The organism is Sphingopyxis panaciterrulae, from assembly GCF_014199295.1.
Lineage (GTDB): Bacteria > Pseudomonadota > Alphaproteobacteria > Sphingomonadales > Sphingomonadaceae > Sphingopyxis > Sphingopyxis panaciterrulae.
Map to the genome: position 1 here is coordinate 146,267 of NZ_JACIJH010000004.1, position 20,130 is coordinate 166,396.

19 protein-coding genes and 2 tRNA genes are annotated in these 20,130 nt (G+C 66.9%); 7 read left to right on the forward strand and 14 right to left on the reverse strand.

Annotated elements, in window-relative coordinates; genetic code table 11:
- Window positions 1–5 precede the first annotated feature (5 nt).
- Genes FHR21_RS09045 through ccmC form a run of 5 tightly spaced genes read right to left on the reverse strand, consistent with a single transcriptional unit; the run spans window position 6 to window position 3,843 of the window.
- Window positions 6–536 carry a DsbE family thiol:disulfide interchange protein gene (locus FHR21_RS09045; RefSeq protein ID WP_184097408.1) on the reverse strand — a complete coding sequence of 177 codons (531 nt, stop codon included), beginning with the start codon at window positions 534–536 and terminating at the stop codon, window positions 6–8.
- Window positions 533–2,503 (reverse strand): heme lyase CcmF/NrfE family subunit, encoded by a 1,971-nt coding sequence (locus FHR21_RS09050; RefSeq protein WP_184097410.1) that lies wholly within the window; start codon window positions 2,501–2,503, stop codon window positions 533–535. Before FHR21_RS09050 ends, FHR21_RS09045 begins: the two co-directional genes overlap by 4 nt.
- Window positions 2,500–2,937, reverse strand: coding sequence for a cytochrome c maturation protein CcmE (gene ccmE / locus FHR21_RS09055; RefSeq protein ID WP_184097412.1), 438 nt, complete (start codon window positions 2,935–2,937; stop codon window positions 2,500–2,502). Before ccmE ends, FHR21_RS09050 begins: the two co-directional genes overlap by 4 nt.
- A complete protein-coding gene (locus FHR21_RS09060; protein WP_184097414.1) occupies window positions 2,934–3,089 on the reverse strand; it encodes a heme exporter protein CcmD in 156 nt (51 codons plus the stop codon). Before FHR21_RS09060 ends, ccmE begins: the two co-directional genes overlap by 4 nt.
- A 4-nt stretch (window positions 3,090–3,093) precedes the next feature.
- Window positions 3,094–3,843, reverse strand: coding sequence for a heme ABC transporter permease CcmC (gene ccmC, locus FHR21_RS09065; RefSeq protein ID WP_184097416.1), 750 nt, complete (start codon window positions 3,841–3,843; stop codon window positions 3,094–3,096).
- A 278-nt stretch (window positions 3,844–4,121) separates the two neighbouring features.
- Here ccmC and FHR21_RS09070 point away from each other — a divergent pair, with 278 nt between their 5' ends.
- Complete coding sequence (locus tag FHR21_RS09070) at window positions 4,122–6,680, forward strand: TonB-dependent receptor plug domain-containing protein (RefSeq protein ID WP_184097418.1); 2,559 nt, start codon at window positions 4,122–4,124, stop codon at window positions 6,678–6,680.
- Window positions 6,681–6,714: 34 nt separating this feature from the next.
- Here FHR21_RS09070 and FHR21_RS09075 read toward each other — a convergent pair whose 3' ends face one another.
- From FHR21_RS09075 to FHR21_RS09085, 3 genes are all read right to left on the reverse strand, one after another.
- Complete coding sequence (locus tag FHR21_RS09075) at window positions 6,715–7,068, reverse strand: YbaN family protein (RefSeq protein ID WP_184097420.1); 354 nt, start codon at window positions 7,066–7,068, stop codon at window positions 6,715–6,717.
- Window positions 7,069–7,215: 147 nt separating this feature from the next.
- Window positions 7,216–8,265: a Glu/Leu/Phe/Val family dehydrogenase gene (locus tag FHR21_RS09080; protein ID WP_184097422.1), complete on the reverse strand. Its 1,050-nt coding sequence runs from the start codon at window positions 8,263–8,265 to the stop codon at window positions 7,216–7,218.
- A 100-nt stretch (window positions 8,266–8,365) separates the two neighbouring features.
- Window positions 8,366–8,442 (reverse strand) — tRNA-His (locus FHR21_RS09085).
- A gap of 105 nt (window positions 8,443–8,547) precedes the next feature.
- Between FHR21_RS09085 and FHR21_RS09090 the strand changes: the two genes are divergently transcribed.
- A complete protein-coding gene (locus FHR21_RS09090) occupies window positions 8,548–9,228 on the forward strand; it encodes a prolyl hydroxylase family protein (RefSeq protein ID WP_246427139.1) in 681 nt (226 codons plus the stop codon).
- Window positions 9,229–9,383: 155 nt separating this feature from the next.
- On the opposite strand, the gene FHR21_RS09095 is transcribed toward FHR21_RS09090, so the two are convergent.
- A complete protein-coding gene (locus tag FHR21_RS09095; protein ID WP_184097424.1) occupies window positions 9,384–10,124 on the reverse strand; it encodes an SIMPL domain-containing protein in 741 nt (246 codons plus the stop codon).
- Window positions 10,125–10,240: 116 nt separating this feature from the next.
- On the opposite strand from FHR21_RS09095, the gene FHR21_RS09100 reads away from it, so the two are divergent.
- The gene (locus FHR21_RS09100) at window positions 10,241–12,034 is read left to right on the forward strand and encodes an ABC-F family ATP-binding cassette domain-containing protein (RefSeq protein WP_184097426.1); all 1,794 of its coding nucleotides are present in this window, start codon (window positions 10,241–10,243) and stop codon (window positions 12,032–12,034) included.
- 199 nt (window positions 12,035–12,233) lie between these two features.
- On the opposite strand, the gene FHR21_RS09105 is transcribed toward FHR21_RS09100, so the two are convergent.
- Window positions 12,234–12,716, reverse strand: a complete 483-nt coding sequence (locus FHR21_RS09105; RefSeq protein WP_221235102.1) for a DUF6456 domain-containing protein — start codon at window positions 12,714–12,716, stop codon at window positions 12,234–12,236.
- A gap of 82 nt (window positions 12,717–12,798) precedes the next feature.
- On the opposite strand from FHR21_RS09105, the gene FHR21_RS09110 reads away from it, so the two are divergent.
- Together FHR21_RS09110 and FHR21_RS09115 are read left to right on the forward strand one after the other, a co-directional pair.
- Entirely contained in the window at window positions 12,799–13,359 is a 561-nt protein-coding gene (locus FHR21_RS09110; protein ID WP_184097428.1) for a helix-turn-helix domain-containing protein, read from the forward strand.
- Between the two features lie 102 nt (window positions 13,360–13,461).
- The gene (locus FHR21_RS09115; RefSeq protein WP_184097430.1) at window positions 13,462–14,637 is read left to right on the forward strand and encodes a glycosyltransferase; all 1,176 of its coding nucleotides are present in this window, start codon (window positions 13,462–13,464) and stop codon (window positions 14,635–14,637) included.
- An 88-nt stretch (window positions 14,638–14,725) separates the two neighbouring features.
- Here the strand turns inward: FHR21_RS09115 and secF are convergent, their stop codons facing one another.
- The 3 genes from secF to yajC are packed head-to-tail and all read right to left on the reverse strand — an operon-like array spanning window position 14,726 to window position 17,715.
- On the reverse strand, window positions 14,726–15,709 hold the full coding sequence (gene secF / locus FHR21_RS09120; protein WP_184097432.1) for a protein translocase subunit SecF: 984 nt from the start codon (window positions 15,707–15,709) through the stop codon (window positions 14,726–14,728).
- 12 nt (window positions 15,710–15,721) lie between these two features.
- On the reverse strand, window positions 15,722–17,335 hold the full coding sequence (gene secD / locus FHR21_RS09125) for a protein translocase subunit SecD (protein ID WP_184097434.1): 1,614 nt from the start codon (window positions 17,333–17,335) through the stop codon (window positions 15,722–15,724).
- Window positions 17,336–17,385: 50 nt separating this feature from the next.
- On the reverse strand, window positions 17,386–17,715 hold the full coding sequence (gene yajC / locus FHR21_RS09130) for a preprotein translocase subunit YajC (protein ID WP_184097436.1): 330 nt from the start codon (window positions 17,713–17,715) through the stop codon (window positions 17,386–17,388).
- Window positions 17,716–17,993: 278 nt separating this feature from the next.
- Between yajC and FHR21_RS09135 the strand changes: the two genes are divergently transcribed.
- Both FHR21_RS09135 and ybaK read left to right on the forward strand, forming a co-directional pair.
- Window positions 17,994–18,070, forward strand: a tRNA-Pro gene (locus FHR21_RS09135).
- A 39-nt stretch (window positions 18,071–18,109) separates the two neighbouring features.
- Complete coding sequence (gene ybaK, locus FHR21_RS09140; RefSeq protein WP_184097439.1) at window positions 18,110–18,583, forward strand: Cys-tRNA(Pro) deacylase; 474 nt, start codon at window positions 18,110–18,112, stop codon at window positions 18,581–18,583.
- Window positions 18,584–18,586: 3 nt separating this feature from the next.
- Here ybaK and FHR21_RS09145 read toward each other — a convergent pair whose 3' ends face one another.
- On the reverse strand, window positions 18,587–19,921 hold the full coding sequence (locus tag FHR21_RS09145) for a sugar MFS transporter (RefSeq protein WP_184097441.1): 1,335 nt from the start codon (window positions 19,919–19,921) through the stop codon (window positions 18,587–18,589).
- Between the last annotated feature and the right edge of the window lie 209 nt (window positions 19,922–20,130).

The following is a 20,130-nucleotide window of genomic DNA, read 5'->3' on the forward strand; positions in this document are numbered from 1 at the left end:
CGCGCTCACTTCATCGCCTCCAGCCGGGCGATGATCCCCGGCACGTCGTCGGCCAGGATCACACCCTGAATCTGCTCGCGGATGATCCCCTTGCCGTCGATCAGAAAGGTTTCGGGCACCCCCGACGACCCCAGCGCAATCTGGACGCTGCTCTGCACGTCCGATCCGATGCGGTCGAAGGGATTGCCGTTCTCGCGCAGGAAGGCCGCGACATCGTCGGGCCGGTCGCGGATAGCGATGCCGTCGATCGGCACGCCGGCCGCCTTGAGTGCCTCGAGCTGCGGTGCCTCGGCGCGGCACGGGATGCACCAGCTCGCGAAGACATTGACCAGCCGGGGCCGCCCATCGGCCAAGTCGCTGCTCTTCAGCCCCGCCACCCCGGCGGTCGCGGGCGGCAGGTCGAACAGCGGCATCGGCTTGTCGATCCATTGCGATTCGATCAGCCGGTCGTCGGGAACGCTCAGCCGATAGAGGAAAGCGCCGAATAGCAGCGCCATGATCGCCAGCGGCGCGAACAATATCCAGCGGCGCTTCATGGCGCAAACCTCATCTGTGCCTTGCGCGCCCGGCGCGCGCGCCAGATCGCGAGCAGTTGCGCGCGTCCGAGCAGCGCCAACGTCCCGCCCATCGCAATCAACGCCCCGCCGAGCCATATCCACCACACCAGCGGCTTCCACCACAGCCGCAACTGGTAGCGGTCGGCCGACCCGTCCGCCGACGGCACCGGCTGTCCGAGCACGGCATAGAGCTGTCCGCCCGGCCGCGTCAGCAACGCCGCCTCGTTGGTCTCGGTCGGCGCCCCGCCCATCAATCCGGGAAAGGTTCGCGCCGCGGGGTGCAGGATGAAGCTTGACCCCGAAGGCGTCGTCGCGACCAGAGTCGCGCGCACCGCGGTGTAGTTCGGCCCCGCGACCGGCTCGACGCGCGCGAACTTCACCGTGAAGTCGGCGACCTTCACCGTCTCGCCCGGCGCCGCGGCGACCAGCCTTTCCTTGATGAAGGCGCTCTCTGCCGCCATCCCGGCGAGCGCGACCGCCACCCCGAAATGCGCGATCACCATCCCCCAGGTCGGCAACGGCACCCGGCGCAGCTTGCGCTTCCACAGCGGCGCGAGGCTCGCGACCGCGACGACCGCCGCGACCGTCATGCCGAGCAGCGGCAGGATACCGATCGGCCCGCCGAACAGGATAAGCCCGAACAGCACCGTCGCGCCCGCAAGCAGCGCCAGCGGCAGCCGTGCCCACAGCGTCCGGCCGTCGTCACGCCGCCAGCGCAGCAGCGGCCCCGCGACCATCACCAGGCACAGGATCAGCGCCAGCGGCCCCGCGACCTTGTTGTAATAGGGCGGCCCGACCGAAATCTTCTCCCCCATCGCTTCGGCGACGATCGGATAGAGGGTGCCGAGCAGCACCAGCGCGAGGATCGTCGTCAACAGCAGATTGTTGATGACCAGCGACCCCTCGCGGCTGAGGAGCGCGAACTGCTTGCCCTCGGCAACCGCCGAGGCGCGAAAGGCGAAAAGCGTCAGCGCCCCGCCGATATAGACGAGCATCAGCACGAGCAGAAAGGTCCCGCGCTCGGGATCGACCGCGAAGCTGTGGACGCTCGTCAGCAGCCCCGACCGCACGATGAAGGTGCCGACCATCGACATCGAAAAACCGATCACCGCGAGCATGACCGTCCAGGCACGCAACGCGTTGCGCGTCGCCGTCACCGCGACCGAATGGAGCAGCGCGGCGCCCGCTAGCCACGGCACCAGCGACACATTCTCGACCGGGTCCCAGAACCACCAGCCGCCCCAGCCGAGCTCATAATAGGCCCAATAGCTGCCCGCGGTGATGCCCAGCGTCAGGAATATCCAGCTTCCGAGCACCCACGGCCGCATCGCGCGCGCGAAGGCCGGCCCGATCTCCCGCGTTACCAGCGCGCCGACCGCGAAGCTGAACGCGACCGACAGCCCGACATAGCCGATGTAGAGCGTCGGCGGGTGAAAGGCGAGGCCGGGGTCCTGGAGCAGCGGATTGAGCCCCTGCCCGTCGGGCGGCGCGATGGGTAGCCGCTTGAACGGGTTGGACGAAAAGAGCAGGAAGGCGAAAAAGCCCAGGCTGAGCGCCGCCTGCGCCGCGAGGGTCGCGATCAGCGTATCGGCGCGCAGCCGTTTCTCGAACAGCGCGACCAGCCCCCCCGACAGGCCGAGGATGGTCAGCCACAGCAGCATCGATCCTTCGTGATTGCCCCACGCCCCCGCGACCTTGAACAGCATCGGCTTCAGGCTGTGGCTGTTGCGCGCGACCAGCTCGACCGACATGTCGGAGCGCACGAAGAGCGCGATCAGCAGGGCAAAGGCGGCCGCGGTCAGCACCCCCTGCGCGACGCTCGCCGGGCGTACCAGCCCCGCCACATCCTTCGGCCCGCCGCGCAGCACGACGATTCCCGCGATCAGCGACAGGCAGGCGAGCGCCGCCGCGATCCAGAGCAGCGCAAGGCCGAGCTCGGCGATCATCCCGCTGTCGCCGCCTTCATGTCCGTGGGCATCTCTCCCATCTGTGGCGGCATATAGCGCTCGTCATGCTTGGCGAGGATGCGGTCGGCGGCGAAGACGCCATCGGCGCGCATCCGTCCGTCGGCGACCATCCCCGCCTTTTCCGCGAACAGGTCGGGGACGATGCCGGTGAACTCGACCGGGATCGACGCCTCGCCGTCGGTCGCGACGAAGCGGATCGTCACCCCGTCGGCCAGATGCCGGATACTGCCCTCGGCGACCATGCCGCCCAGCCGCATCGCTTCGCCCGGCGTCGCCTTGCCGCCGGCAACCTCGGCAGGGGTGCGGAAATAGGCGGCCTCGTCGCGCAGCGCGCTGGCGCCCAGCACGCCCGCGCCGGCCACGCCCGCCAGCGCGACGATGGCCAGGATCAGCCGTTGATGCTTGGGTTTCATTTGCGGTCCCTCCGCAGCGCGTCGCTGCGCGTTTCGGCCCGGCGCATCGCGCGCCAGCTATGCCACAGCACCGCGCCGGTCAACAGCACGGTCAGCGCGTAGGCCGCCGCGACATAGGCCCATTGGCCGCCCCCGCTTATGACCCCCGTCACGGTCTCAATTCCCCTCGTCGTCGTCCGCGAGCCGCCGCAGCCGCGCCGCAACGCGATTGTCGGCGATGATCCGCCGCATCCGCATCAGGACGATCCCCCCGAACAGCAATGAAAAGCCGAGCAGGGTCAGCCCGAGCGGCCACAGCAGCGCCGCATCGATGCTCGATCCCCCCAGCGTGATGCTTGGCCCCTGGTGCAGGCTGTTCCACCACACGACGCTGCGGTTGATGATCGGGATGTTGACCGCGCCGACCAACGCATAAACGGCGGCGCCTCGCGACAGCATCCCGCCCTGCCGCTGGCCCCCATTTTCATTAGCGTCGCCCATCGTCAGCGCGACGAAGCCGGCATAGAGAAAGAGGAGAACAAGCATCGAGGTCATCCGCCCGTCCCATTCCCACCAGGTTCCCCAGGTCGGCTTGCCCCAGATCGACCCGGTGGCGAGGCAGAGCGCGGTGAAGAGCATTCCCGGCACGGCAATCGCCCGCGCCGCGATCCCGGCGAGCGGATGGCGCCACACGAGCTGGACGAGTCCCGCGACCGCGAGCGCGGTCCAGCCCCCCATGCCGAGCCAGGCGGAGGGCACATGGACATACAGAATGCGCGCCGTCTCGCCCTGCTTGTAATCGCCGGGCACCAGCATCAACCCCGCCCACGCGCCGACGAGCAGCAGCGCCAGCCCCAGGCCGAGCAGCCAGGGGGTCAGCGGGCGGGCGATTGCCAGAAAACGGGTCGGATTCGCATAGGCGTGCATCGCGCGCGCAGCCTTAGGCGACGGCGTCCCGGTGGTCCAGTATTATGGCGTGGACACATTGTCCTTCCTTTGATGAGGCGAGCCCGCCCCGAACCGTCGAAGGCGTCTCCGGACCGCGTAACATAATGCCATCAACTAAGGTCGCCCCTGTTGCACGATTACCACAGCCGCCGCCAAAATGTAACAATTCCAATGCCGCCGGTCGAATAGGGGTGGTCTTGGCGCTGCCCAGAGCGGACCTTAGGGTCGGGCCACTTCGCAAAAACAGGGAGCTTACCATGCGAACCTCACATCCTCTCTCCATCCTCGCCGTCACCACCGCGCTCGCCACCACCGGCTGGGCCGTCCCCGCCGCGGCGCAGGACGCGGGCGTCGACGCCGTCGACGACAGCGCGACGATCATCGTTACAGGCACCCGCCGCACCGACCGCACCGTCGCCGACTCGGCGGTGCCGATCGACGTCATTTCGTCGGATTCGTTAGCGAACAGCGGATCGACCGAAACCAACCGGCTGCTTAATCAGCTCGTTCCCTCGTTCAACTTTCCGCAGCCGTCGCTGACCGACGGCACCGACTCGCTGCGCCCCGCGACGCTGCGCGGGCTCGCGCCCGACCAGGTGCTCGTGCTCGTCAACGGCAAGCGCCGCCATCTCTCGTCGTTGCTCAATCTCAACGGTTCGGTCGGGCGCGGCTCGTCGGGCGTCGACATGAACACGATTCCGCCGATCGCGATCGAACGGATCGAGGTGCTGCGCGACGGCGCCTCGTCGCAATATGGCTCCGACGCCATCGCCGGCGTCATCAACATCCAGCTCAAGAAGAGCGTCGGCGGCCGCGCGCAGATCAGCTACGGCAAATATATCACGACGATGGAGGATGTGAAAAACGTCGCCAGCGTCGCGCCGACTACCGGCGCTTCGGACAACCCCGTCATCACCCTCACCGACTCCGACCGCAAGCGGCGCGACGGCGGCACGCTGACCATGGCGACCAACATCGGCCTGCCGGTCGGCGACAATGGCTATCTGAACCTGACCGCCGAATATAAGGACCGCTCGCCGACCAACCGCTCGGGCGCCGACCTGCGCCGCAACTATGCCGCGGCGGGCGACTCGCGCGAAACGACCATCGACCGCTTCTGGCACCGCTTCGGCGACGGCGAATCGAAAGATATGAATTTCTTTTACAATGCCGGCATGGATGTCGGCGGGTGGGAACTCTACAGCTTCGGCAGCTACGGCGTGCGCGATGCCAACGGCGCCGGCTTCTATCGCCGCGCGCTCGACGCCCGCAACGCCGATTGGGACAATGGCGGGGCGCCGATTTATGAGGACGGCTATCTGCCCGTCATCACCAGCACCATCCACGACATCGCGGTCGCCGGCGGCCTCCGCGGCGAGGCCGGCGGCTGGAACCTCGACCTGTCGATCAACTATGGGTCGAACCGGCTCGACTATGGTGTGGAGGACAGCGTCAACGTCTCCCTCGGCGGCGATCACAGCCCGCGCAAGTTCGACGCCGGCGGCATGCGTTACGGCCAGACCGCGGTGAATTTCGACGCCCAGCGCGACCTCGACCTCGGCTTCGGCGACACCTCGCTCGCACTCGGCGCCGAGTGGCGGAATGAGAATTACAAGATCGTCGCGGGCGAACCCGCGAGCTACGCGGTCGGGCCCTATTTCTATACCGAGGGCGCGGGCGTCGGTTCGCAGGTGTTCGGCGGTTTCATGCCCAGCTCCGAAGTCGACGCCTCGCGCGACAGCTTCGCCGGCTATGTCGAACTCGACGCCGATCTCAGCGATATGTTCAACGTCCAGGTCGCTGGCCGCTACGAACATTTCTCCGACTTCGGCGACACGGTGAACGGCAAGGTCGCGGCGCGCTTCGAGCCGATCGAGGGCCTCGCGCTGCGCGGTTCGGTATCGACCGGCTTCCGCGCGCCGGGCATGGCGCAGCAGTTCTTCTCGACCACCTCGACGGTCAACCTCACCGGCGTCGGACTGGTGGAGGTCGGCACCTTCCCGGTCGGCTCCCCGATCGCGGTGGCGCTCGGCGCCGAACCACTGAAGCCCGAAAAGTCGCTGAACTTCAGTGGCGGCGTGGTGTTCAACATGGTGCGCGGGCTCAACATCACGGTCGATTATTATAATATCAAGATCAAGGACCGCATCACCCTGACCGAGAATCTGCAGGGGCAGGATATTCGCGACGCGCTCGAGAAAGCTGGTTTGGCAGGCTCGTCGGCGCGCTTCTTCATCAACGGCATCGACACCCGCACCCAGGGTCTCGACGTCGTCGCCAGCTATCGCCTGCCCGACATGGGCATCGGCAAGCTGACGCTGACCGCGGGCTACAACCTCAACGACACCAAGATCACCGACCGGCGAACCTTCAGCGGCTTCACCGCCGACCGCCTGTTCGCCCGGCCTGAAAGCCTGCGCCTGACCGACGGCCAGCCGTCGAACAAACTCAATGTCGGGCTCGATTGGGAATCGGGGCCGGCGGGACTGACGCTGCGCGGCAATCGCTACGGCTCGGTGTTCATTCCGGTCGGCAGCGAGGGCGACATCGACGTCGCCAAGGGCGCCGCGCCCGGCGACCTCACCCTGTCGCCGAAATGGGTCGTCGATCTCGAATTCCGCTTCCGCCCCGTCGACGCGGTCCAACTCGCGGTCGGCGCCAATAACCTGCTCGACGAATATCCCGACCGCACACCTTATGGCGTGGTCGACGGCTATGATTACGGGCTCAACAACGCCTATCTGCCCTATTCGTCCTACTCGCCCTTCGGCTTCAGTGGCCGCTTCGTCTATGGGCGCGTTTCGGTCGATTTCTGAATCAGCGACAGAGTGAAAACGGCGAGGCCGGGGGCTATGCTTCCGGCCTCGTCCATATCCAGCTTCCGGTCACCGCGGCGGCGATCACTGGCGCCATCACCCACGGCCATGGCGAAAAGATCGCGGCCAGCACGATGCTTAGCGCGAAGGCGGCGGTCGCGGCGATCTTGCCCTTGCGGCTGATCGCGCCCTTTTCGCGCCACGCCACGATATGATGCCCGAACTGCGGGTGCGTCACCAGCCATGCCTCAAGCCGCGGCGACGACCGCGCGAAGCAGAAGGCCGCGAGGATCACGAACGGCACCGTCGGCAGCAGCGGCAGAAAGGCGCCCAGCGCCCCGAGCCCGAGCGACGCCCAGCCACTGACGAGATAGAAGTGCCGCTTCATTGCGGAGGGACTTAGCGAATTTAATCGCCAACGCCATCCCACTCCGTTCGCCCTGAGCTTGTCGAAGGGCCGTTCTTTCTTTCGACGCTTAAAGAAAGAAGGACGGTGCTTCGACAAGCTCAGCACGAACGGGGTTGAGATTCGTTTCTACCCCCGCCCGATCCGCTTTTGCGCCATCCGGTCGGCCACCGCCGCCGCCGGCGTGCCGCTCTTCCGGCTCTCTGCCCAGATATCGGCGAGCCGGCCGGGGATCTGCCGAATGCGGCTCTCGACCTCCTCGCGGCTCCCCTGCCCCAGATATTCCAATGCAACGTTGATGATGCCGCCAGCGTTGATGACATAATCGGGGGCATAGACGATGCCGCGATCGTGGATGCGCTGGCCGTCGGCGGCGGTCGCGAGTTGGTTGTTGGCGGCGCCCGCGACGATCGACGCTTTTAGCGTCTCGATGCTCTGCTCGGTCAGGATCGCGCCCAGCGCATTGGGGCTCAGCACGTCGGCCTCGACCTCCATGATCGCCGCCGAATCGACAAGCTCGGCACCCAGCTCCTCGGCTAGCGCCTTCGCCCGCGTCAGGTCGACGTCGGCGAGGGTCAGCTTCGCGCCTTCGTCCGCCAGCCGCCGCGCGACGCCTTCTCCGACGCTGCCGACACCCTGCACCGCGACGCGCACGCCCCGCGCGCTATCGGTGCCCAGCGTCTCGCGGATCGCCGCCTTGATCCCCAGATAGACGCCGAGCGCGGTCAGCGGGCTGGGGTTGCCGCCCACCGCGTCGCCCGCCGCGGGCAGGCCACTGACGTGGCGCGTCGCGCGTGCGATCTCGACCATGTCCGCGACCGACATCCCGACATCTTCCGCGGTGACATAGGCGCCGCCCAGCGACTCGACCGCGCGCCCGAAGGCCGCGAGCAGTTCGGGGGTCTTCGCCTGTCCCTCGTCGGCCAGGATCACGCCCTTGCCGCCGCCCAACGGCAGCCCGGCCATCGCATTCTTGTAGCTCATCCCGCGCGACAGGCGCAGCGCGTCGGTGATCGCCGAGGCGCGCTGCGGATAATGCCAGTATCGCACCCCGCCCGCGCCTGGCCCGAGGTGGGTCGAATGAACCGCGATCACCGCGGTCAGCCCGCTCGTCCGATCGCGGAACATATGGACATGCTCGTGATCGTCGAAATCGGCGAAATCCCAGACAGCGGACATGGCACTCACCTTCACGTTAAAAAATTACGCGAAGACGTAATAAAGCAACGCAGACATCGAGTCACGCCAAAGCTGCGGAATCGCGAAAAGGGAAAGAAAATGGGGCGACCGATGGGACTTGAACCCACGACCCCCGGTACCACAAACCGGTGCTCTAACCAACTGAGCTACGATCGCCACGGGGCCGGACGGACGTGCCGCCGACAGCGGGCGGGCGATAGGCGGCACGCCCGCCTTCGTCAAGCATTGTTCGCGCGCGGCGACGGCTCTAAACAGGGCGCCATGGCCGCACCCAGCTTTGTCGACATGGCGACCTCGCACGCCGACCGCACCGCCGAGCGGCTTGCCGCCGTCGCCGGCATCCGCCGCGCGCCAACACCGAAGCTGGTTCAGTTCATGCTGCCGCATTTCCTTGACGCGGAGACCTGCACCGCACTGATCGAGCGCATCGACCGCGACGCGCGCCCGTCGACGATCGCCGATCCCAATGGCGACGAGGCGTTCCGCACCAGCACAACCTGCGACCTCGACCACCGCGACCCGTTCGTCCACGCGGTCAACGTGCGGCTTCACGACCTCACCGGCATCGCGCTGGAATATGGCGAGCCGCTGCAGGGCCAGCGCTACGACGTGGGACAGGAGTTCAAGGCGCACACCGACTATTTCGACCCGCAAGGCAGCGACTGGGACACCTATTGCGCGGTGCCGGGCCAGCGGAGCTGGACGCTGATGGTTTATCTGAACCAGCCCGCCGCGGGCGGCGCGACCCGCTTCCTCGCGACGGGCAAGATGCACCAGCCCGAGGTCGGCAAGCTGCTCGCCTGGAACAATGTCGGGTCGGACGGCGAGCCCAACCCCGACACGCTCCACCACGGGATGAAGGTGCGCAAAGGGCGCAAGTACATCATCACCAAATGGTTCCGCGAACGACCCTGGCCCTGGGCGGAGGGGGAGTTGGGCTAAGCGAACATATAATCCCGTTCGCATCGAGCGAAGTCGAGATGCCCATCGGGTCGCGCGGGCCTTCGGGGTGTCTCGACGTCCGGCCCAGCCGGAAGTTTATCCTGAGCGCCTGCCAAGGCAGTCGAAGGGCTCGACACGAACGGAACGAGAGGTTGTTACCGCACCAGCCGATACTGGAAATTCAGCGTCAGCGTGTTGCCGACCTGCCCCGGCTCGACCGGCGTCGCCTTTGCTTCGGCCGCCATCATCTGCACGCGCGGCATCGGCGGCTGCGGCCCGGCAAAGCCGCCCTCGCCGATCGCCACCAATTCGGCAGTGCGGAAACCCGCAAGCTTCGCATAATCCTGCGCCTTGGCGTCCGCCGCCTTGATCGCCGCGCCGCGCGCGCCGACCAGCATCACGTCGGGGTCCTTCATCGCGAACCACGGTCCGTCGATATTGGTCCCGCCCGCCGCGACCAGCGCATCGAGCAGCGGCCCGATCCCGGCGATGTCGGTCGTCGTCGCGCGGACGCTGTTCGACACCTGATAGCCCAGGAAGCGCGGCGGCTGGCCGTCGCTGCGATTGCTATAGTCATATTGCGGCGACAGGTTGATGCCGCTCGTCTGGATATTCTCGACCTTGATGCCCTGCGCCTTGGTGGCGGCGATCAGCTTATCCATGGCGGCGGCATTGGCCTGCATCGCCGCGACCGCGGTCGGCGCGGTCGTTTGCACTCCGGCACCGATGGTCGCCTGGTCAGGGCGGGCGCGCACCTCCTCGCTCACCGAAAAGCTCAATATCGGCCCCTGCGCCGTCGCTGCCGTCACCATCGTCCCTCCCTGTTGCGCGATCGCCGGCGTCGCTGCCACCAGCGAAAGCGCGGCCGTCATGGCCATGAACATCTGCTTCGTCATGTAAGAATCTCCTGTTCGTTGCCCACCCTCGTAACGCCGACGGAGCGGACCCGTTCCGGCCTTTGCGCCGAGGCCGCTTGCATCAGGCTGAACGCATCGGTAGCGAGCCGTTCATCATGGCGGCACCGATTTTATCATATGAAGGCCTCGGCCTGGTCCAGGGCAGCGGCTGGCTGTTCCGCGAGCTCGACATCTATGTCGGCGCGCGCGACCGGCTCGCGCTGATCGGCCGCAACGGCGCCGGCAAGACGACGCTGCTGAAGCTGCTCGCCGGCCGCATCGACCCTGACGAGGGCAAGCGCACCATCGTTCCCGGCACCCATGTCGTGCTGCTCGAGCAGGAACCCGACTTCACCGGCTATGCGACGCTGATGGACTATGCGACCGGCGGCGACCACGCCCCCGAAAGCCATGAAGTCGCCGCGATCGCCGACCAGCTCGGCATCGACATGGCGCGCGAGGCCGCGAGCGCCTCGGGCGGCGAGCGCCGCCGCGCCGCCATCGCCCGCGCGCTCGCGCAGAATCCAGACGTGCTGCTGCTCGACGAGCCGACCAACCACCTCGACCTCGCCGCGATCGACTGGCTCGAATCCTGGCTGTCGCGCTTCGCGGGCGCCTTCGTCGTCATCAGCCACGACCGCACCTTCCTGACCCGCCTGACGCGCCAGACGCTGTGGCTCGACCGCGGCCATATCCGCCGCAAGGAAATCGGCTTCGGCGGCTTCGACGCCTGGATGGAGGCGATCACCGCCGAGGAAACGCGCGCCGCCGAAAAACTCGACGCAAAACTGCGGCTCGAGGTGCACTGGCTCGAACGCGGCGTCACCGCGCGCCGCCGCCGCAACCAGGGCCGGCTCGAAAAGCTGATGGAGATGCGCGCCACCCGCGCCGCGATGATCGGCGGCCCCGGCGTCGCCAAGCTCGGCCTCGCCAATGACGACGTCCGCTCGAAATCGGTGATCGTGGCCGATCAAATCACGAAGCGCTTCGGCGACCGCACGATCATCCGGGATTTCACCTTCCGCATCCAGCGCGGCGACCGCATCGGCATCGTCGGCGCCAACGGCGCGGGCAAGTCGACCCTGCTCAAGCTGCTGACCGGCGAGATTCCGCCCGACGAGGGCAAGATCACCCTCGCGCCGACGCTCGACGGGATCGTCATCGACCAGCAGCGCAGCCTGCTGTCGCCCGACAAGAAAGTACGCGACATCCTCGCCGACGGCGGCGACTGGGTCGAGGTGCGCGGCGTCAGAAAGCACATCCAGGGGTATCTGAAGGATTTTCTCTTCGACCCCGGCATCGCCGAAACCAGCGTCGCCGCGCTGTCGGGCGGCGAGCGTTCGCGCCTGCTGCTCGCGCGCGAATTCGCCCGCGAATCGAACCTGCTCGTCCTCGACGAGCCGACCAACGACCTCGACCTCGAAACGCTCGACCTGTTGCAAGAGGTGATCGCCGATTACGACGGCACCGTCCTGCTCGTCAGCCACGACCGCGATTTCCTCGACCGCACCGTCACCGTGACCCTCGGTCTCGACGGTTCGGGCAAGATCGACATCGTCGCGGGCGGCTATGCCGACTGGGAAGCGAAGCGCGCAAAGCCCGCCGCGGCGAAGGCAAAGAAATCCCCCCTCCCGCTTGCGGGAGGGGCCGGGGGCGGGCCTGTTCCACAACAGCGCAAGAAACTCAGCTACAAAGACCAGCGTGACTACGACCGCCTCCCCGGCCGCATCGACGAGATCGAGGCGGAAATGGCGGCCATCGGAACCGAACTCTCCGACGGCGGCCTCTTCACCCGCGACAACGCCCGCTTCACCGCGCTGACAGAAAAACTCGAAATGCTGCGCCAGGAAAAAGCCGCTGCCGAAGACCGCTGGCTGGCGCTGGCCGAAGAGGTGGAGGCGCTGCAATAATATCAGCATCGGTGAAGCGATGTTCGGCGGCATTGGGGTGGGAAACTGCCTCGCGGCCTCGTCATGCTGAACTTGTTTCAGCATCCATGGCCGGACCTCTCACCCTGCGCTGCGCCGAAGGAAACGGCAGGCCATGGACCCTGAAACAAGTTCAGGGTGACGATGATGGAAACGTCGCCTTCCGGTCGAAAGTCGCCACTCACCCCGTCCCGTAAAACCGCGCCAGCCGGTCGAGCGCCAGCCCCAGCACCAGTTTCCCCGACCGCGCCGGCCAGCCCAGCCCCTTTTCGGCGCAGCCGATCCCCTCGCCCGCGCAGATCACCCGCCAGCAGATGTCGGCAAGTCCCGGCCCCGCGGCGTCGAGCGCCGCGTGAAAGCGCCTATGCGCGTCGATCCGGGCGAGCGAGGCGTCCGACGCCCGCGCCCCGCCGCGGCTCCGGGCGGGCGGCGCCGCGTCCCAGCGCATCGTGACCCGCGCCGCCAGCCCAGCGCGTTCATAATCGGCACGCAGCCGCTCGCCCGCGCCAAGCTGCGCAGCGTTCAGGTGGCCGCGCGCCGCGAGCCACGCGATCGGGCTTTCGGCGACATTGACCGTCACATGCCGCATCACCTGCGGGCCGGTCTTGCCGGGGTCGATCCGGTCGTCGGGATGCGGGCGGGTTTCCAGGCGGCGTGCGATCATGCGAATCTCCTTTACATGTCCCGCTTGACATTGGATGATTTTGTAGGAAAGAAGAAACCAATCTGGTTATCAGGACAATTGCATGATCAACAGCATCCGTACTGTGCGCCGCGCCAAGGGTCTGACGCTGGAAGAGGTCGCGCAGCGCTGCGAGCCGCCGACCACTGCGCAGACGATCGGCCGCCTCGAAACCGGCACCCGCACCCTCTCGCTCGGCTGGATGAACCGCATCGCCAAGGCGCTCGGCGTCGAAGCCGCCGAACTCGTGCAACTGCCGCAGGACACGCAGCTCACCATCACCGCTCACCTCGGCGCCGACGGCGCGCACGCACCGACACGCACCGAACAGGCGCTCACCGCGCGGCCGGGCGAAGATATGGTCGCGGTGCGCGTCACCTCGTCGATCGGCGACTATCGCGCCGGCGACGAAATCTGGTGCCGCCGCATCGAGGGCGACTGGATCGGCGCGCTCAACCGCGACCTTCTCGTCCCCCGCCCCGCCGGCCGCTTCTTCTTCGCGCGCCTGCTCAATGTCGACGGCGAAAAGCTCCACCTGCTCCCGCTCGGCACTGGCCAGCGGCAGCAGGTGGTCAGCAATCCGCCTTGGGCGGCGGTCGCCGTTCGTCTCATAAGGACTCTCTGATCTCCGTTCGCCCTGAGCTTGTCGAAGGGCCGTTCTTTTCTTCGAGCGATAAGGCAGGACAGTGCTTCGACAGGCCCGGCACGCACGGATCGAGAGTTGGAGATGACCGCTCCGCTACGCGTCCTCTCGATCGCCACCCTCTTCCCCGATGCGGCGCGCCCCAATTTCGGCCTGTTCGTCGAGCGCAGCCTGCGCGCGCTCGCCGCGCAGCCGGGCATCGACCTCACCGTCGTCGCGCCGGTCGGCCTGCCCCCCTGGCCGCTGTCGCTGCATCCGCGCTATCGCGCGCTGCGCCGCCTGCCGCGCAGCGAACAATGGAACGGCCTCATCGTCCATCGTCCGCGCTTCCGGCTGCTCCCGCGCATCGGCGCGCGCTTCAACCCCGCCGCCATCGCCGGCGCGGTGATGCCGCTCGCCCGTGCCGCGGCGCCCGACATCATCGATGCCGAATTCTTCTATCCCGACGGCCCTGCCGCGATGCGCGTCGCCGCGGCGCTCGGCGTCCCCTTCTCGATCAAGGCACGCGGCGCCGATATCAGCCATTTCGGTCACGATCCCGCCAGCCGTCCACAGCTCCTGGCGGCGGCCGACAAGGCTGCGAACCTGCTCGCCGTGTCCGATGCGCTGCGCCGCGACATGGCGGCGATCGGCATCGACGCAGGCAAGGTGGCGGTCCATTACACCGGCATCGACACCGACCGCTTCGCCCCCGGCGACCGAGCCACCGCGCGCGCGGTGCGCGGCATGGGCGCCGCGCCCGCAATCCTCACCGTCGGCGCGCTGATCCCGCGCAAGGGCCAGGCGCTAGTGATCGAGGCGCTGGCAACGCTGCCCGGCGTCCATTACTGGCTTGCCGGCGCGGGAGAGGAAGAGGGCCATTACCGCGCCCTCGCGCAAAGGCTCGGCGTCGCCGACCGCGTCCATCTGATCGGCCCGGTCGCACACGCCGACCTGCCGCAGCTTTACCGCGCCGCCGATGTCGTGGTCATGCCCTCGGCGAGCGAAGGGCTCGCCAATGCGTGGGTCGAGGCACTCGCCTGCGGCACGCCGATCGTCATCAGCGATGCGGGCGGCGCGGCCGAACTCGTCACCTCACCCGCCGCGGGCCGCATCGTCGCGCGCGATGCGCCTACGATCGCCGATGCCATATCGACGATTCTCGCCGATCCGCCGCTCCCTTCCGCCGTCGCCGCCAGCCTCGCCGGCCGCTTCAACTGGGATCGCAACGGCCGCGAGCTGGCCGACCACCTCCGCCGCTGCGCAGAAGCCGGAACGTGATGCTTTAAAGAGGATTCACATCCCCGCTCGTGCCTCGACTTCGCTCGACGCGAAGGGAAGTCAAAGCTGCGAATTTAACGGGCGCGGTTCAAACCACCGCCCCGTCGTCATTCCGGCTTGCCACCCGCTCCGCGCCGTCGGCTCCGGCGGAGGTACGGGGCACGAAGCTGTGCGGACCGACCTTCAGCCACACCAGCACCGGCGTCGACATCAGGATCGACGAATAGGTGCCGACAAACACACCAAGCAGCATCGCAGCGGTAAAGCCGAAGATCACGTCGGGGCCGAAGATCAGCAGCACCGTCAGCGCCATCAGCACCGCAACGCTGGTCATCACCGTGCGCGAAAGCGTTTCGTTGATGCTCAGGTTGAGCAGCGGAACGATCTCCATCTTGCGATATTTCTTCAGATTTTCGCGGATGCGGTCATACACTACGATCGTGTCGTTCAGCGAATAGCCAACGATCGTCAGCAGCGCCGCGACGCTGTTCAGATCGAACTGGATCTGGGTCACGGCAAAGAAGCCGAAGGTCAGCGCCACCTCGTGGAACAGGCGGCCAAGCGCGCCGACACCGAACTGCCATTCGAAGCGAACCCAGATATAGATGGAGATGCCCAGCATCGCGAGCGCAAGGCTGATCGCGCCGGTGCGCAGCAGTTCTTCCGACACCTTGCCCGACACCGTCTCGACCTGCCCGGTGTGTGCGGTCGGGAACGCCTTCTGAATGCCGGCGACGAGTTGCTGGCCGGCGCGTTCGGCGGCCGCCTGGTCGCCTTCGGGTAGCGCCGTGCGGATCGACACTGCCTTGTCCGACCCGAATTGCTGGATCGTCGCTTCGCCCAGGCCGATCTTGCCGACCTCCTCGCGGATGTCGCCGATCTCCGGCATCTCCCCGGTGAATTCGACGTGGACCGACTGGCCGCCGACGAAGTCGACGCCCAGATTCAGCCCCCGCACCGCGACCAGCGCGATCGAGATGACGACCAGAAAGAAGCTCATGAAGGACGCGACCTTGCGCCACTTCAGAAAATCGATGTTCGTATCGTCGGGGACGAGTTTCAGCAGGCGCATCGTTTCGCTCCCTTAAATGTGAATCGACGCCGGGCGCTTCGCACGCAGCCAGTGGGCGACGAACATGCGCGTGACGGTGACGGCGGTAAAGACGCTGGTGACGATGCCGATGGTCAGCACCACGGCAAAGCCCTTGATCGGGCCGGAGCCGAACCAGAACATCAGCGCGGCGGCGATGACGTTGGTGACGTTGGCGTCGAAAATCGCGCGGCTCGCCTCGGTATAGCCGAGTTCGACCGCCTGGAACGGCCTTCGCCCGCGTTTCAGTTCCTCGCGGATGCGCTCGTTGATCAGCACGTTGGCATCGACCGCGGCGCCGATGGTCAGTACGAAGCCGGCAATGCCGGGGAGGGTCAGCGTCGCGTTGAACGCCGCCATCGTCGCGATGATCAGGAAGACGTTGAAGATCAGCGCGATGTTCGCATAGACGCCGAAGCGGCCATAGACGACCAGCATCAGCGCGAGCACCGACACGGTCGCGATGATGCCCGCGATCACGCCCTTCTCGATCGAATCGGCGCCCAGTTCGGGGCTGACCGTCCGCTCCTCAACCACCGTCATCTTCACCGGCAGCGCGCCCGAACGCAGCGAGATGGCAAGTGCGTTGGCGCTGGCGACCGAGAAGCTGCCCGAAATCTGCGCGCTGCCGCCCAGGATCGGCTCGTTGATCGACGGCGCGGACAGCACCTGTCCGTCGAGCACCATCGCAAAGCGCTTGCCGACATTCTGCGACGTCACCCGCGCGAAGGTCGCCGACCCGCCCGAATCGAAGCGGATGGTGACGACCGGCAGATTGCTCTGCGGGTCGAAGCTCTGCTGCGCGTCGATCAACTGCTCGCCGTTGATCATCACCTCGCGCCGCAGCACCTCGAACGCGGCCCCATTGCCCTCGCCGGGAGCATAGGGGACGATCTCGCTGCCGACCGGCGGACGGCCGGCGGCCGCGGCGGCAGGGTCGGCATTGGCGTCGACCATGCGGAATTCCAGCTTCGCGGTCTTGCCGATCAGGTCCTTCAGTTGCTGCGGATCGTCGAGTCCCGGCACCTGGACGACGATGCGGTCGTCGCCTTCGCGGATGATCGTCGGCTCGCGCGTGCCGAGCGCGTTGACGCGGCGGTCGATGATGTCGCGCGCGGTGTCCATCGCGCGGCTGATCGCCTGCTGCTGGCCCGCGCGGGTCGGTGTCATCACGATGCGCGTCGTGTCGACGATGTTGACGTTCCAGTCGCGCTGGCCGGTCATCGCGGCGCCGCGCGTTTCGCGGAACATCCGCTCGCGCGCCTCGTCGAGCTGCCGCTGGTCGCGGACCAGGAAGCTGACCTGGTTGGCGGTGCGCCTGAGCTCGCCGATCGCGATATCGTCGTCCGCTCCATGCTCGCCGCGCATCGCGGTCCGCACCGTCTTTTCCATATTGGAAAGCTGCGTCTTCTGCAGGTCGGCAAGGTCGGCCTCGAGCAGCAGGTGGCTGCCGCCAGCCAGGTCGAGACCCAGATTGACCTTCATCTGCGCGAAGGACGGCAGCTGGTTGAAGACCTTGTCGGGCAGGAAGCTCGGGATGGTGAAGAGGATGCCGAGCAGCAGGATGATGCTGATGCCGACGGTTTTCCAGCGCGGGAAATCGAGCATGGTGTGGGTCCGTTCGCGAAGGCCGACCCGCACGCGCGGGCCGCGCCGGCTCAGTCGTTGGCGGGCTTGGCGCCGGGCTGCAGGACGTCCGACAGGGTCGATTTTACGACCTTGATCTTCACCCCCTGCGCGATTTCGACGTCGACATAATCATCGTCGACGCGCGTGACCTTGCCGACGATGCCGCCGCCGGTGACGACCTGGTCGCGCGGCTTGACCGATGCCACCTTGGCGCGATGATCCTTCATCCGCACCTGCTGCGGGCGGATCATGAAGAACCAGATCACGACGAAGACCAGCAGATAGGGGACCAGCATGATGAAACCGGCCGCCCCGCCCCCCGATCCGGCCGCCTGGGTCAGAAGCAAGTTCGTCGACATGAATGAAAGACTTTCCGTTCGAAAGCGCCGGCCTCCCGCGGGATCACGGCGCGCGAAATGATGGCGCGGCGCCTATCACGCAGGGGCGCGGCGCGCAACCGGTGGCTGCGCCCTCCCCCGGATCGGCAAGGCGCAGATGGGGTGCGCGCGGGGGCGGTCAAGACCGGGCGCCGTCATTTTGCGCCGCCCCGCCGCTCACCCTCCGCCTTCGCGCATGGAGAGTCTTGCATCACCGGCGAAGCCGCGCTAGGGGCCACGCCTGCCCAGCATGGGCCGGTCGGGACGTAGCGCAGCCTGGTAGCGCATCACACTGGGGGTGTGGGGGTCGGAGGTTCGAATCCTCTCGTCCCGACCAATTTATCCGCCGCATCGCTATCTCCTCGAAAGGCAGGGCATGTCGCGAGCGACACGCGCCACCACGGCGCTCGAACGGGCGGGAATCGCCTTCACCGTCCACAATTATGCCTATGATCCGTCGGCCGAACGCGTTGGCCTGCAAGCCGCGGAGGCGCTCGGCGAAGCGCCCGCGCGCGTGCTCAAGACGCTGATGCTGCTCCTCGACGGCAAGCCTGCCTGCGCGATCCTCGCCTCCGACCGCGAGTTGTCGATGAAGCGGCTCGCCGCGGCGCTCGGCGGCAAGTCGGCGGCGATGATGCCGGCGGCGCAGGCCGAGCGCGTCTCGGGCTACAAGGTCGGCGGCGTCAGCCCCTTCGGTCAGCCGCGCCGCGTGCCGGTGGCGATCGACGCCGATGCGCTGACCCACCCGCGCGTCTATATCAACGCCGGCCAGCGCGGTTTGCAGGCGAGGCTCGACCCACGCGATGCGGCGAAGGTGCTGAACGCCGTCGTCGCGCCGATCTCCGCCTAGGCGTCAGGCGAAGGAGTCGGCGACGACCGCAGGCTCGTCAGCGGCGGGCCGCCGCGCATAAAGTCCGAACGCCGCGATGATCGCATAGCAGAGCGCGGGCAACCCGAGCGCGAGCGCCAGATTGCCGCCGGTCGCGTCGGCGAGCGCACCGGTCGCCACCGGTACCACCGCACCGCCGAAGATTGCGACGTTGATGATCCCTGACCCGTCGGCCGCGCGGCGACCGAGCCTTTCGCACGCGAGGCTGAAGATCGTCGGGAACATGATCGAGTTCATCAGGCCGATGGCGAGCAGCGAATAGGCCGCAGCCGCCCCGCTGCTGTTTGCCGAGATCAGGATCAGCACGATCGCCCCGATCGCATTGAAGGCGAGCAGCTTGCCGGGGCTGATCCGCAGATACATCAGGAAAGAGCCGATGAACCGGCCGACCATCGCCCCGCCCCAATAGAAGAAGACCATCCAGCCGACGACCGCCTCGGGCTGGCCGAGCACGCGGTCCTGCGCCAGATAGTTGATGATCAGCGACCCGATCGACACCTCGGCGCCGACATAGAGGAAGATGCACAGCGCGCCGAAACCGAAGCGCGGCCGCTTCAGCAGGTCGAACCCCGCCAGCCCCGCGCTCGCTTCGTGCCGTTCGCCCTTCAGCCGGTTGCGGAACAGCCACACCGCCGCCGCGACCACCGCAAGCGCCGCCGCGATGCCCAGATAACCGTGGACGATCGCCTGGCTTTCGGCCACGCGATACGCATCCAGCGCCGCGCCGGACAGATCCTCGGCCTTCACATCGGCGATGCTGCCCAGGATCAGCGCCGCGCCGAACAGCGGAAACAGCGTCGTCCCCAGCGAATTGAACGCTTGCGCAAAGGTCAACCGGCTGTGCGCCGTTTCGGGTTTTCCGAGCAAAGAAATCAGCGGGTTGGACACCACCTGCACGATCACCACCCCGCTCGCGAGCACGAAGAGCGCGAGCAGGAACAATTCATAGATCGCGTTCTGCGACGCCGGGATGAACAGCAGGCAGCCGACCAGCATTGTCAGCAGCCCCGCGACCGCGCCGCGCATATAGCCGATCTTCTTGACCAGCTTCGCTCCCGGAATGCCGATCACCAGATAGGCGGTGAAGAAGCAGAACTGCACCAGCATCGCCTGCGTGTAGTTGAGCGTGAACATCTCCTTCAGCTTCGGGATGATGACGTCGTTCAGCGAAGTGATGCCGCCGAAGATGAAGAACAACCCCATCACGAACAGCCGTAGCTCGGGCGCATCGACATGGGTTCCGCCGTCGTCCGACGGGCGCGGATCGGTGCTGCTGGCGGCTTCGGGCACAAGGGCCATCATCGTCTCCCTGATCGTTCGGTCCGGGAGATCGATCCCCCTGTATGAAGCGAACGCTAACCCCGCCCCGCGCCGCTGACCATCCGCACATCCCGGCGAATAGCTATGCAGGGAATGGTATCAAGAGCGCGCGTGCCCCACCTTCCTCTTGGCCATTCCCGCTTTCGCGGGAATGACGAGGCCAATGAATGTCGAGCTTTGGCTCCGAG

Excerpts from the sequence above, each read along its gene's own strand:
- yajC (WP_184097436.1), bottom strand. The coding sequence starts at position 17,715 with ATGTCGACGAACTTGCTTCTGACCCAGGCGGCCGGATCGGGGGGCGGG.
- ccmC (WP_184097416.1), bottom strand. The coding sequence starts at position 3,843 with ATGCACGCCTATGCGAATCCGACCCGTTTTCTGGCAATCGCCCGCCCG.
- secF (WP_184097432.1), bottom strand. The coding sequence starts at position 15,709 with ATGCGCCTGCTGAAACTCGTCCCCGACGATACGAACATCGATTTTCTG.
- secD (WP_184097434.1), bottom strand. The coding sequence starts at position 17,335 with ATGCTCGATTTCCCGCGCTGGAAAACCGTCGGCATCAGCATCATCCTG.
- FHR21_RS09105 (WP_221235102.1), bottom strand. The coding sequence starts at position 12,716 with ATGATCGCACGCCGCCTGGAAACCCGCCCGCATCCCGACGACCGGATC.
- FHR21_RS09070 (WP_184097418.1), top strand. The coding sequence starts at position 4,122 with ATGCGAACCTCACATCCTCTCTCCATCCTCGCCGTCACCACCGCGCTC.
- FHR21_RS09100 (WP_184097426.1), top strand. The coding sequence starts at position 10,241 with ATGGCGGCACCGATTTTATCATATGAAGGCCTCGGCCTGGTCCAGGGC.
- FHR21_RS09145 (WP_184097441.1), bottom strand. The coding sequence starts at position 19,921 with ATGGCCCTTGTGCCCGAAGCCGCCAGCAGCACCGATCCGCGCCCGTCG.
- FHR21_RS09110 (WP_184097428.1), top strand. The coding sequence starts at position 12,799 with ATGATCAACAGCATCCGTACTGTGCGCCGCGCCAAGGGTCTGACGCTG.
- FHR21_RS09075 (WP_184097420.1), bottom strand. The coding sequence starts at position 7,068 with ATGAAGCGGCACTTCTATCTCGTCAGTGGCTGGGCGTCGCTCGGGCTC.
- FHR21_RS09050 (WP_184097410.1), bottom strand. The coding sequence starts at position 2,503 with ATGATCGCCGAGCTCGGCCTTGCGCTGCTCTGGATCGCGGCGGCGCTC.
- ybaK (WP_184097439.1), top strand. The coding sequence starts at position 18,110 with ATGTCGCGAGCGACACGCGCCACCACGGCGCTCGAACGGGCGGGAATC.
- FHR21_RS09095 (WP_184097424.1), bottom strand. The coding sequence starts at position 10,124 with ATGACGAAGCAGATGTTCATGGCCATGACGGCCGCGCTTTCGCTGGTG.
- FHR21_RS09045 (WP_184097408.1), bottom strand. The coding sequence starts at position 536 with ATGAAGCGCCGCTGGATATTGTTCGCGCCGCTGGCGATCATGGCGCTG.
- ccmE (WP_184097412.1), bottom strand. The coding sequence starts at position 2,937 with ATGAAACCCAAGCATCAACGGCTGATCCTGGCCATCGTCGCGCTGGCG.
- FHR21_RS09080 (WP_184097422.1), bottom strand. The coding sequence starts at position 8,265 with ATGTCCGCTGTCTGGGATTTCGCCGATTTCGACGATCACGAGCATGTC.
- FHR21_RS09090 (WP_246427139.1), top strand. The coding sequence starts at position 8,548 with ATGGCCGCACCCAGCTTTGTCGACATGGCGACCTCGCACGCCGACCGC.
- FHR21_RS09115 (WP_184097430.1), top strand. The coding sequence starts at position 13,462 with ATGACCGCTCCGCTACGCGTCCTCTCGATCGCCACCCTCTTCCCCGAT.